Annotated in this window: 9 protein-coding genes; 2 read left to right on the forward strand and 7 right to left on the reverse strand. The window is 39.6% G+C overall.

Annotation, left to right across the window (positions count from 1 at the left end; translation table 11 throughout):
• A partial coding sequence (locus tag EPU_RS13855) for a hypothetical protein (RefSeq protein WP_010166364.1) occupies positions 1-408 on the forward strand: 408 nt, incomplete at its 5' end.
• Positions 409-631: 223 nt separating this feature from the next.
• On the opposite strand, the gene EPU_RS02245 is transcribed toward EPU_RS13855, so the two are convergent.
• From EPU_RS02245 to EPU_RS11285, 3 genes are all read right to left on the reverse strand, one after another.
• On the reverse strand, positions 632-1,876 hold the full coding sequence (locus tag EPU_RS02245) for a family 43 glycosylhydrolase (RefSeq protein ID WP_010166366.1): 1,245 nt from the start codon (positions 1,874-1,876) through the stop codon (positions 632-634).
• A 22-nt stretch (positions 1,877-1,898) separates the two neighbouring features.
• Positions 1,899-3,374, reverse strand: a complete 1,476-nt coding sequence (locus EPU_RS02250) for a sulfatase-like hydrolase/transferase (RefSeq protein ID WP_010166368.1) — start codon at positions 3,372-3,374, stop codon at positions 1,899-1,901.
• A 72-nt stretch (positions 3,375-3,446) separates the two neighbouring features.
• Positions 3,447-4,664, reverse strand: coding sequence for a NosD domain-containing protein (locus tag EPU_RS11285; protein WP_010166369.1), 1,218 nt, complete (start codon positions 4,662-4,664; stop codon positions 3,447-3,449).
• Positions 4,665-4,818: 154 nt separating this feature from the next.
• Between EPU_RS11285 and EPU_RS02260 the strand changes: the two genes are divergently transcribed.
• Entirely contained in the window at positions 4,819-5,574 is a 756-nt protein-coding gene (locus EPU_RS02260) for a DUF6062 family protein (RefSeq protein WP_010166370.1), read from the forward strand.
• 53 nt (positions 5,575-5,627) lie between these two features.
• On the opposite strand, the gene EPU_RS02265 is transcribed toward EPU_RS02260, so the two are convergent.
• The 4 genes from EPU_RS02265 to prfB form a co-directional block, all read right to left on the reverse strand.
• Positions 5,628-8,051 carry a hypothetical protein gene (locus tag EPU_RS02265; RefSeq protein WP_029487839.1) on the reverse strand — a complete coding sequence of 808 codons (2,424 nt, stop codon included), beginning with the start codon at positions 8,049-8,051 and terminating at the stop codon, positions 5,628-5,630.
• Between the two features lie 157 nt (positions 8,052-8,208).
• Positions 8,209-10,632 carry a hypothetical protein gene (locus EPU_RS02270; protein ID WP_029487840.1) on the reverse strand — a complete coding sequence of 808 codons (2,424 nt, stop codon included), beginning with the start codon at positions 10,630-10,632 and terminating at the stop codon, positions 8,209-8,211.
• A gap of 100 nt (positions 10,633-10,732) precedes the next feature.
• A complete protein-coding gene (locus tag EPU_RS02275) occupies positions 10,733-11,074 on the reverse strand; it encodes a hypothetical protein (protein WP_010166373.1) in 342 nt (113 codons plus the stop codon).
• A gap of 80 nt (positions 11,075-11,154) precedes the next feature.
• Positions 11,155-12,259, reverse strand: a protein-coding gene (prfB, locus tag EPU_RS02280) for a peptide chain release factor 2 (protein ID WP_156778385.1) whose coding sequence is annotated in 2 segments (ribosomal slippage) — positions 11,155-12,183 and positions 12,185-12,259 — 1,104 coding nt in all. Because the reading frame shifts where the segments join, the coding sequence is not laid out codon by codon here.
• Positions 12,260-12,385: the final 126 nt, after the last annotated feature.

Raw genomic sequence — 12,385 nt, forward strand, 5'->3', positions numbered from 1 at the left:
GAAGCCGATGCGGAAGTTGCGGAAGCCGATGCAATAGAAGTTGCGGAAGCCGATGCGATAGAAGTTGCGGAAGCCGATGCGATAGAAGTTGCGGAAGCCGATGCGATAGAAGTTGCGGAAGCCGATGCGATAGAAGTTGCGGAAGCCGATGCGATAGAAGTTGCGGAAGCCGATGCAATAGAAGTTGCGGAAGCCGATGCGATAGAAGTTGCGGAAGCCGATGCAATAGAAGTTGCGGAAGCCGATGCAATAGAAGTTGCGGAAGCCGATGCAATAGAAGTTGCGGAAGCCGATGCAATAGAAGTTGCGGAAGCCGATGCGATAGAAGTTGCGGAAGCCGATGCAATAGAAGTTGCGGAAGCCGATGCAATAGAAGTTGCGGAAGCCGATGCGATAGAAGTTGCGTGAGCTGATGCAATAGAAGTTGCGGAAGCCGATGCGATAGAAGTTGCGTGAGCTGATGCAATAGAAGTTGCGGAAGCCGATGCGATAGAAGTTGCGTGAGCTGATGCGATAGAAGTTGCGTGAGCCGATGCGATAGAAGTTGCGTGAGCCGATGCAATAGAAGTTGCGGAAGCATAGCGGACAATGAAAAGGCCGCAGATACTAAATTCTTCTCTGCGGCATAAATCTACTTTGCTTTCAATTCGATATTCTTAATGCTGATCTCACCCATATCCTCGGGGCCAGCTCCAAAAATTCGAATGCATCTAAGATGCGCATCTGCTTCGTGGGTCTCTATAATATCATAAGTTTGCGTTCCTTTGGCTAGTTCAATTGTTGTGGAATGCGTAAAAATGTTTGGATCCTTTGCAAAGCCTCTCATACTTCGAACTGTGTCAATGAGAACTTTGAGTTTAACATCGGCGTTGTAGTTTTCAAGCGTAATTTTGAGAACATAGTCTTTGTCCATAACAAGTCTTGGAAATACTGGGCTCCTAAGGCCAACGTAGCTATTTAACTCATATGCTATGCCATCGTCTACGTGAGTTGCGTCAGCACCATTGGTGAGGAACCAGAAGTCTGTACTGCTAGAAAAATCCCAATATCGATATGTGAATACATCACTTAAATTGTCTGGGTGAAGCACTAGTTTTCCGTCTTCTGCAAACTCTAAACTGGTTATGGCGATTCCTCTAAAATATATATTGACATCGTGCATTTCATACGATAGATATGGTTTGCCGTTGAAAATAAAAAAGTCGTTGTGGTGCCCTCCAGGAAATGTTCCAATAAAAGTATATGGCCCTTTTAAAGTATCCGCCATAGCATATTTGTTTCCACTGGCTAAATAATATTTGTCATTGTGCTTGAACACGGTGGATTTATCACCCATGCCAACGTTTTTGCCATTGGCATCTAGAACGTCAATAGCAGAAGGTGGACCATCGACCGAGATCATATCTTCGGCTAAGTCAACGCAAAAGTATTTTCCTGCACCGAAAAATAAAGTGTATTTGCCATCTTCTTCGTATACGCAAGGATCGTACGACTTTGTTGCAGCAAATTTATCGGGAATTAATGGCTTTCCTAGTGCATCAACAAATGGGCCAGTGGGGCTTTTAGATGTCATAACTCCTATGCTATATGTGAGATTAGAAAAATACCAGTAAAAGGTATCGTCCTTTTTTACAATATGACCCGCAAAACAGTGATTCTTTTCTCCGATATATGTGTCTTTGGGTAAGATATCGGCTTCGTATCGCCAGTGTATAAGGTCATTAGACGAAATTATACTCCATTTGTGCATTCTACAAAAATCTTCTATACGAGTACTTAGATCACGTCCGCAAAATAAATAAACTCTGCCATCATGAATAACTGCATGAGGATCTGCGTAGCCTTCACCCGGAAAAATATTCGCGTTTATAATCATAGATGATTCTCCTTTTTCTAATTTAGTCGACTGAAACTGTTGTCTCAGAAATAAAAGTATCGAGAAGGTTGCGCATTTCGTTGAGCGTGGTTCGATATTCGGGGTTATTAACCAAATTGGTAGTTTCGAGAGGGTCGTTATGAATGTCCCACATTTCTTCGACGATTGGGTGGCATAAATGATATCGAACATACTTGAAATTTTTKGTGCGTACATATTTAGAGTGAATAGATTGGTAATTTTCAGGATTTGGATGGTGACCAATATCGAGATAATTGTCGTTGAAATCATTTTCGCCATAAACAGCATCGTGAATTTCTTCTTTTTGGCCATCGATTAGCGAAATGACACTGTCGCCAAACATTTCGTCGGTTTTGCTAAGACCAGCATATGCCAAAATTGTAGGGCAAATATCTACTGTAGAAACCAATCCATCTACCCATTTTCCAACTTTAGAACGTGGATCATATATAATAAGAGGCGCTTTAATAGATTCTTCATATAGCAATTCCTTGCCACCCAATTGTTTAGATCCACAAAAATAGCCGTTATCAGAAGTGTAAATGATAATAGTATTTTCCGCAAGGCCAAGTTCGTCGAGTTTGTGGCGAATGCTGCCGACTGCTTCATCAACACCAGAAATCAGCCCATAATAATTTCTAAAGTCGTGTTGAAAAGTTGCGTCATCATTCCAAGCTTTGCGAGTATATCTATGTCCGCCCCAATATTCGTCCGCATTGCGGCTGTGAGTTCGAACTACTTCTGGCAAAACGGCAAAATATTCTGGTTTGTCATTATCCATTCTTTTTATAGTCATATCTTTATAAAATTGAACCCACTTGGGACTTGCAGTGTGTGGACGATGCGGTGCCTTAAAACTAACAGATAGCATGAAAGGTTTGCCAGAATCTGCCGCTTTTTCTAAGAAYGCATCTGCTTGGTGAGCATTAAACATAGTTAGGTGATCGTCGTTCCATTGATTTTCATAGCCATTAAACTTGTTTTCTTTGTCCGGAAAATATTTTAGGTTAGAGGGTGAACCGTTCCAAACATCAAAATACTGAGGTGCAAGAGCCTCTTCGCTAAAGTTTCTGGTGGGTTTATAATAAGGATCTTCGGGAAGACTATTAGGATGAATTTCTCTAGTACCATTGTGAGCCTTGACGTTTGCAATAGGGAATCCAAATTTGCCAATAAAGCCTGTAAAATAGCCATTTTGACGTAGCAATACAGGATAAGAATGCTGGTATTCTTCGGTAGTAATGGTATAATCTGTAGGCAAATCGAAGCCGCAGTTATGTTGCGCAATATATTTGCCTAGCTGCATCGATGCTCGAGAAGGCATGCAAATAGGAGCAACATGAAAAGCGTTATTAAACTTGGCAGACTCACTAGCTAGCTTATCAATATTAGGTGTAAAAACTTGGCTGTGCCCCATAAATCCAAAAGTATCGTACCGCTGGTCATCGGTTAAGAAAAATATAATATTTGGTTTCAATATAATAACCTCCATAGAAAATATATTAGAAGCAGTTGAAATAGCCCTGTCAACTGCTTGAAACAAGGAATATTAATTTAATTGCTGATCGGTTAGCTTAATGTTTTGGCACTTGTCTGCAATAGTATAGGCCATTCCGCCTGCTCCATATAATATCATATTACTATATGATGTGAAATTAGTACACATTGTTAACTTTACGACGGGTTCTGTTTGAGCTGTGTCCAACAAGTTGCCTATAAAAATTGTGTTAGAGCAATTATCAAAATCCACAAATGCGCGCCCGTTGGGTTCAGAATCAACAGTGCGAGTTTTGGTGCGGCTGTCGAGGGCATTTAAAACGGTGTTAGAACTAACTGTAAGGTTTTTACATTGCTGTGCAGAGAGAAACGCACCACAGGTGGCAGTTCCGGTGGCCTGATGCCAATTGCGTACAACATTGGAGTTAATATTTATTTCACTAGAATTTTTTAAGATAAAGCATTTGCTTATATACGCAAAAGTATTATTATGAAGTGTCGACATGCAGGCCTTATTTAACTGAATGGCCGTTTCTAGATCAGCAAAACAGTTGTCGTTCATCATGATACATTGCCCAGCGCCATGATAGCGAATGCCATATACCATTTGTCCAAACCAAGAGTGACGAATATTACTGACATCACAGTTGGCAATATCAAGACCCACATATAGATCGGTAAAATAGCAGCTGTCGATTGAAAGCATCTCAGGTTTTTCACTTGCCTTGGCCTGGCTAATAGTGATGGCTCGTTGCCCTTCCAATTCTATATCTGTGTATCGATCGGCGGCAGGGTACCAACAAAATCTTCTAAAGTTGGGTTCATTGTCTTTAAATCGCGAGTATCCATTTTGTGTATCGACATCTGTATTGTTATAACCGACAAAATTAATATTGGCAACAGATATTCGAGTAGTTTTATATGGCCAAGGTGATTGACCAGCTGGAAAAGAATGCGGAGCACTGGCACAAAAGAATGTCAAGCAGCTTGGAAAACAGTCTTTGCCTAATTGAAAAATAGTTCCGCTGGCCAGATTGGTTCCATGAATATCAACGCCCCCATGTGCTGCACCGCGGATGGCGATACTAATAAATTTCAATGTTAAAGGTTTATTAATGTAATAAATTCCAGGAAGAAACTGTAATGTTAATGCTGTTATGCCGATTGAATATAAGTTATCAAAAATTTCTTGTAGTGAATCAGATACATCTGTTTGTCCAGAAGGATCTATATCATAAAAACGTATTCCATCAGATGTGATGACTTGCATATGGCATCTCCTTTCAAAAACGTATTGTACTACATATAATTATTATAATACGATAGTCTGTAAAAAGATAGCCACTGCAATAACTTTTTGAGCAAGAATAGTAAAACATTGAATAAACTATGATGTACCTAAAAAAATAATAATGAGGTGATTTATGAAGGAAACAATTTATACAATTCCATTAACAGAAGCATTTGAAGCGAAGACGGAATGTCCATTTTGCGTAATTCACAATAAATTGGAGCAAGAAGCGATAAGTTTTACTTTGGGCAATTCCTATATGCAATCTGATTTTAGAGACATTACTAATAAGACGGGTTTTTGTGGGCATCATTATAAAATGTTATATGATTATGGAAACAGATTGGGGTTGGGCCTAATTTTGTCGACGCACTATAAAAGCCTGTATAATTCTTTGGACAAACTGCTAAACAAAAATGCGTTGCCAAAGTCTACATTTATAGAAAAGCTTAGAGGTATACAACCACAAGCAACAACGATAAATGAAGCGATTGATTTGAGTATCAACTCCTGTTTTATCTGCAATAAAATGGAGGCGGATATGGTAAGGTATATCTCAACATTCTTCTATTTATATACTAGTAGCAGTGATTTTCAACAAATATTTAGTCAAAGTCAAGGCTTTTGTTTGTTACATTTTAACGAGGTGTTGCAGCAGGCGCCGCGGTATCTAAACGATAAGCAAAAGGAGGAGTTTTATGTGCAGAGCAAGCAAATGCTCTTGAAATCAATAGAGCGGATCCAGGGAGAGATAGAGTGGTTTGTGGATAAAAACGACTATGCCAATGCGGATAAGCCATGGAAAAATTCAAAAGATGCGATCTCGAGAGGGATTCAAAAAATAGCAGGAGTGTGCCCAGACATTCCAGTATATAAAGAAACAAAGTGAGCAGCAGTGGGAGGTGTTTAGACTGCTGCTCGAATGAAGATAAATGAAGTGATCTATTTTTCTAAGTTTATCAATGCYACYGTGGAGATTTTGCCACCACCCTGTGCAACATGGACGGTGATATTATTTTGCGGTTGCAATATTGCGGTAGGAACGATGAAGTCGACGTACCCAAAGTATCTGTCAGGTTTGTTGGTATAAGACATATCGTGTGCCGCAAAGTTATGGTTATTGATCGATACTTGCAAAGGAACATTRAACCCGTTCATTTTGCCAAGCGAAACCCTAAGTATGCTAGAGTCGACATTGGTATTCGGTGTGTGAATTACAAAGTTGGCAGGGGAACCAGTATCTTGTAGCACACTGTCTCCATAGTAAGTCGTTTTGGTAAGAGTTGAATCTATATTAGGAGATTCATTTAGCGTAACTTTGATGATACTGGTTTCTTCGACGTGCATAAAAATATCGTTGAGACTGTCGAGAGGCTCATTGTCTATAAAGTGTAATTTGCCAAGATCTAGATACATAGAAGTTCGCTCGATTTTGTCGATTTGCTCGTCATCTAGCATGAGATTTATATCAAACTTTGCTTGTTGCGGATTCATATTRTTGATTGCAATATATATAACATTGCCGTCTTGTGCACTATGGGCAAATACATTGTYGTTGACATCGTTGGTATAAACTGGAAGTAAGCTGCCGTTGTACTCATCCCACATCTCAAAGAAATAYTTCATAGGAGTAAGGCCAAATTCAGCATCAGTGTACAGCTGACCATATTTGTTATATGCCCACAGCGCCTCGGGAGCGTCTTTGTCCCACCACATAGCAGGGAGAATAAACGGAACTACCATATCAAATTCGTTGGCACGGTTCATGTATCTAATCATATAAGAGTTGTGATTTTTTAACTTGATCCAATAATCGGGATCGGTTGGTCCGYTGTGTAGGGTACCGGTTTCTGAGATGACCATAGGCTTTATGTTGTTGGTGTTGACCATGTGATTTCGAAGTAAGTCTAAGTCGGCTTCGAGGCGACCGGTTAAATATCCGCCGTAGTTTGTTGCTGTATCATTTAATATGAGATCTTTGCTTTCGTAGAAGTGGTACGAATAAAAATCCAGTGCGTGCGCCGTGTCATCCATAAATTTCATATGATTTTCGGCTTCTTTGAAATTTTGGTTATCAAGCGCCATCCAGGCTGCAGCAGAGCCACCGACAAATGTATCTGGGCTGAGCTCTTTGATTGCAAGCGCGGTTTTGTTGTGGAAATCTGCTAGGACATCCCATCCATAGCCAGGAGTGGGGTTGTTATGATGAGACCATTCGTTTGAAATAGAAGATTCATTTTTTACTTCGATCCAAGTAGGGCCGCGTCCATCTAAGTATTCATCATATTTGGAAACATATTGTGCCGCAAGGTCGGCCGCTGCATCAAAGTTGTTAACTCCAGGGGTACCGCGTCCATTATTTTGTCCTTCCACATACCAGCTAGGCCATTCGTCAAAGCATATTACATATTGCAAATCTTCTCCATATAATGCATCGAAGGTAGCGATCTTGCTCTGAGCACCGCTGTCGAAAATTTCATCGAAAGTATCATAGGTGCCATACCCAGGTCGGTTGGGGTCTTCTGTCATTTTTGGATCTGATGCGCTATATCCAGTTTCTAAAGCTGGTGCAAATTTATATATCTGACGCCCAGGAGAAAAATCTTTGTCAACATAATATTCTCTAGCAACTTTGTCGCCGTCCGGTGCAGCGATAGGATTTGCATATACCCGCTTAAACTTATCGTTTTCAAATTCTGTGATGCCTTCTAAGCTGAGGCGRTTTGTRGCATCAACATTGATAGTTATTCCATCTAAGACAGGCAAATCTGCGCCAAGCACTTCCCAAGCAGTCGTATCCATCTTCATAGAAAGTCCATTTTGTTCAAACAATCTCATAGATTTTACGCTCAGAGGCCCGGTAAAAAGAAATTTATAGCCAGTGTATGCAGCATCGCCGCGTGCAAGCTCCGCAACATGGTCGATCTCAAAAGTACTGGGCCTAATTTGATAGTTGGTATCTCCAAACCAAGGAGAAGACACCTTGCCTTGATTCCCTTTGCTAGGAGAAATTCCCTTAATAAAATCGGTAGATTTATATCCGGAGCCAAACACATCTATTCTATGAAAAGAGGACATAACACGCACAATATCAGCAGGAAGCTCAATTTCTTTAGTTTGGCCGCGGCTTAAAGTGAACGGCTCTATAGGAATAGCAATCGATTGAACGAGYTGCTCTTTGTCATTAACTTGAGTAATAATTTTAGTATCATATTTTTCGATTAACGTTGGAAAGGTATCAAAAGCAGATTTTTCCGCTTGTATTTCGGGTGGCAAAACTACTTCAGATGCTTGAATACCGCCAGAAGATGGCAATGCAAAAAGCAGGGCACAACTCAAAAATAAACATTTTTTTAATAATTTCACAATATCGCCTCCATATCTTTTAACATATTTTAACAATAGATGCTGCAAAAGTATATGGGTAAATTATACAAAAACGTTTAGAAATCATTATAAAAAGTTACAAAATTATATTGTATTAACAAAAGATGAAAGAGCGACGTGTGTTACGACAGTTGCTTTATTTTTCTAAGTTTATTAAGGCCACTGTAGAGATTTTTCCACCATCTTGAGCAACGTTGACGATGATGTTATTTTGGAGCCCCAATATATTGGGCGGAATGATGAAGTCGACGTATCCAAAGTATCTGTCAGCTTTGTTGGTGTACGACATGTCGTGAGCTTCCAAATTGTAGCCGTTGATTGATACTTGCAAAGGGACGTTAAACCCATTCATTTTGCCCAATGAAACTCTGAGTATGCTGGAGTCGACGTTGGTATTTGGTGTGTGGATCACAAAGTTTACAGGAGAACCAGTCTCTTGTAGCATATTGTCTCCGTAGTAAGTCATTTTGGTGAGAGTTGAGTTTATTGTAGGAGCTTTGTTGAGGGTGATTTTGATAATGCTGGTTTCTTCGACGTGCATAAAAATATCGTTGAGACTGTCGAGAGGCTCGTTGTCTATAAAGTGTAGTTTGCCAAGATCGAGATACATAGAAGTTCGCTCGATTTTGTCGATTTGCTCATCGTCTATCATGAGGTTTATATCAAACTTTGCTTGTTGCGGATTCATATTGTTGATTGCAATATATATAACATTGCCATCTTGCGCGCTATGGGCAAATACATTGTCGTTGACATCGTTGGTATAAACTGGAAGTAAATTGCCGTTGTACTCATCCCACATTTCAAAGAAATACTTCATAGGAGTAAGGCCAAATTCGGCATCGGTGTATAATTGACCGTTTTTGTTATATGCCCACAGTCCTTCAGGCGCATCTTTATCCCACCATATTGCAGGGATGATAAATGGAACTACCATATCAAATTCATTGGCACGGTTCATGTATCTAATCATATAAGAATTGTGATTTTTGAGGTTAATCCAATAGTCGGGATCGTTTGGTCCGCTGTGTAGGGTGCCGGTTTCTGAGATGACAATAGGCTTTACGTTGTTGGTGTTGACCATGTGATTTCGAAGTAAGTCTAAGTCGGCTTCGAGGCGACCGGTTAAGTATCCGCCATAGTTTGTTGCTGTATTATTTAATATGAGATCTTTGCTTTCGTAGAAGTGGTACGAATAAAAATCCAGTGCGTGTGCGGTATCATCTATAAATTTCATATGATACTTGGCTTCTTGGAAATTTTGGTTATCGAGCGCCATCCACGCAGCGGTGGAACCTCCGACGAGGGTATCGGGGCTGAGCGCTTTTATGGCAATAGCAGTTTTGTTGTGAAAATCTGCTAAAGTATCCCAGCCATAGCCAGGAGTAGGGTTGTTATGATGCGACCACTGATTAGAAATGGAGGCTTCATTTTTTACTTCAATCCAGGTAGGKCCGCGTCCATCTAAGTATTGATCGTATTTGGAAACATATTGAGCTGCAAGGTCGGCCGCKGCATCRAAATTGTCAATTCCTGGAGTTCCATGCGCATTGTTGGGTCCTTCTACATACCAGCTAGGCCAATCGTTAAAGCATAGTACATATTGTAAATCCTTTCCATATAGCGCATCAAACATCGCAATGTCGTGTTCAGCACCGCTAGCAAACATCTCGTCCAAAGTATCGTAGGTGCCATACCCGGGTCTATTAGGATCTTCTGTCATTTTGGGATCTGCTGGGCTATAGCCTATTTCCAAAGAAGGTGCAAATTTATATATTTGGCGACCAGGAAAAAAGCCTTTGTCGATATAATATTCTCTAGCAACCTTGTAGCCGTCGGGCGCTGTTATGGGGTTTGCGTACACTCGCTTAAATTTATCATTTTCAAATTTTGTAATGCCTTCTAAGCTGAGGYGATTTGTGGCATCAACATTGATTGTGATTTGGTCTAAGATAGGCAAATTTGCGCCAAGTACTTCCCAAGCGGTGGTATCCATTTTTATGGAACGTCCATTTGGTTCAAATAGTTTGATGGAATCTACGCTGAGAGGTCCGGTAAAGAGAAATTTGTAGCCAGTATAGGCCGCATCGCCACGTGCAAGCTCTGCAACATGATTAATTTCAAAGGTGCTAGATCGAATTTGATAAGTTGTGTCACTAAACCAAGGCGAGGATACTTTACCCTGATTACCTTTGGCAGGAGAAATGCCCTGAATAAAATCAGTAGTTTTGAAGCCAGAACCAAATACATCTATTCTATAAAATGTGGGCATAACGCGAACAAGATCAGCCGGAAATTCAATTTCTTTAGTTTGACCTGCGCTTAACGTGAAAGGTTCTAGGGGGATAGTAATAGACTGAATGCGCTGTTCTTGGTCATTAACTTGAGTAATAATTTTAGTCTCATATCTTTCGATTAGTGTTGGAAAGGTATCAAAAGCAGCTTTTTCGGCTTGTACTTCGGGTGGCAAAATCACTTCGGATGCTTGAATACCGCCAGAAGATGGCAATGCAAAAAACAGGGCACAACTTAAAAACAAACATTTTTTTAATAATTTCACAATATCGCCTCCATATCTTTTACCATATTTTAGCAATAAATAACACAAAAATATATAGAAAAAATATACAAAAAAAACCTTCCAGATGAGGAAGGTACAGTTAGAGTTTCTTTACATATAAGTAGGGAGTTTCTTTTAAGTGATAATAACGATCTTGTTCTTCTTGTGTAAAACTATATACATCTTTTAAAACTCTATATGCTTCTATGCTGGCGGTTTCCTTTATAAAAGTTGTACAATGATTGCGTTTTAAAAACTCTATAAAGTCGGCAGTAACCTCGGGCATAAATTTAATTTCGGCTTTATACCCGGAGCATTCAAATACATTAGTTTTGCTGCAATTCAATTCAGTAATAATTTGATCTCGAAGCAAAATAAGTTCTTGTTGGATGGCAAGTTCTTTTTGTTTTAAATTATAATATTTGGTTAACGATTCGATCATAAATGTAAAACCCCCCTTAGTGTATTGTTAATACATTATATGATTGAACAGCTTGTTTGTGTTACTAAAAGTCGTAAATATTAGCTTTTAAGCCAAGCCAAATAAGCGTTAACAAATGCATCGATATCGCCATCCATTACAGCGCCGGTGTTGCCAGTTTCCTGATTTGTGCGATGATCCTTTACCATATTATATGGATGAAATACATAAGAACGGATTTGACTACCCCAAGCAATATCTTTCTTTTCGCCACGAATTTCATCAATCTTAAGCAGTTGCTCCTGATGTTGCTTGTATAAAAGTTTGGAGGCAAGCATTTTCATACAAGTTTCTCGATTTTGAATTTGAGAGCGTTCGTTTTGGCATTGAACAACAATCCCCGATGGTTTATGAGTAATGCGAACAGCAGAATCGGTGGTGTTGACATGTTGCCCACCAGCACCAGATGAACGATAAGTGTCTATTTGTAAATCTTCGGGGTTGATAGTAATTTCTGCAGTATCATCTATTTTGGGCATAACATCGAGAGAAGCAAAAGAAGTATGGCGACGTCCGCCACTGTCGAATGGTGAAATTCGAACAAGACGATGAATTCCCTTTTCTGATTTTAGGTAGCCATAGGCATTTTGGCCAGAAATTTCGAGAGTAGCAGATTTGACGCCAGCCTCTTCGCCGTCTAGAATATCCAATAATTTTGATTTAAACCCATGTTTTTCGGCCCATCGGGTATACATTCGAAGAAGCATATTGTTCCAATCACAAGCTTCGGTTCCGCCGGCGCCGGCATGGAGTGAAATGATAGCATCGTTTTTGTCATATTCCCCATCTAATAAAGTACTAGTTCGTAAGTTGTCATAAAATTCTATAAAACTATTGGCATCGGAGATGGCTTCTGCGCACATGTCGGCATCATGTTCTTCTATGCCCATATCGATCAATACTAATACATCTTCATACATATTACATAATTTTTTATATTTTGAAATAATCTCTTTATAATCTTTTARTTCTTGAAGAACAGATTGAGCATATTTTGAATTTTGCCAAAAGTCTGGAGTAGCTGAAATGGTTTCTAGTTCGGTTATTTGTTCTTGAACATGAGTGACGTCAAAGAGATCGCCCCATTTCATCGATTTTGTCCTTATAGCCTGCTAAAGACAAACTTAGTTGTTCTAATTCTATCATTAAATCACTTCCTTAAAATCAATATGAAAAGTATTATATAATAGAGTACTTGTTTTGTATAGGGACAAGGGACAAAAAAAGGAGTAATTAGAGAGAAGAGTATTTATTAGTGGCGGAGCAGTTCCT

The sequence above is a fragment of the Candidatus Epulonipiscium viviparus genome (assembly GCF_000171335.1).
Taxonomy (GTDB): domain Bacteria; phylum Bacillota; class Clostridia; order Lachnospirales; family Cellulosilyticaceae; genus Epulonipiscioides; species Epulonipiscioides viviparus.

What these genes read in the sequence shown, in the direction of transcription:
- EPU_RS02260 (WP_010166370.1), top strand. Translation starts at nt 4,819, where the DNA reads ATGAAGGAAACAATTTATACAATTCCATTAACAGAAGCATTTGAAGCG.
- EPU_RS02275 (WP_010166373.1), bottom strand. Translation starts at nt 11,074, where the DNA reads ATGATCGAATCGTTAACCAAATATTATAATTTAAAACAAAAAGAACTT.
- EPU_RS02245 (WP_010166366.1), bottom strand. Translation starts at nt 1,876, where the DNA reads ATGATTATAAACGCGAATATTTTTCCGGGTGAAGGCTACGCAGATCCT.
- EPU_RS11285 (WP_010166369.1), bottom strand. Translation starts at nt 4,664, where the DNA reads ATGCAAGTCATCACATCTGATGGAATACGTTTTTATGATATAGATCCT.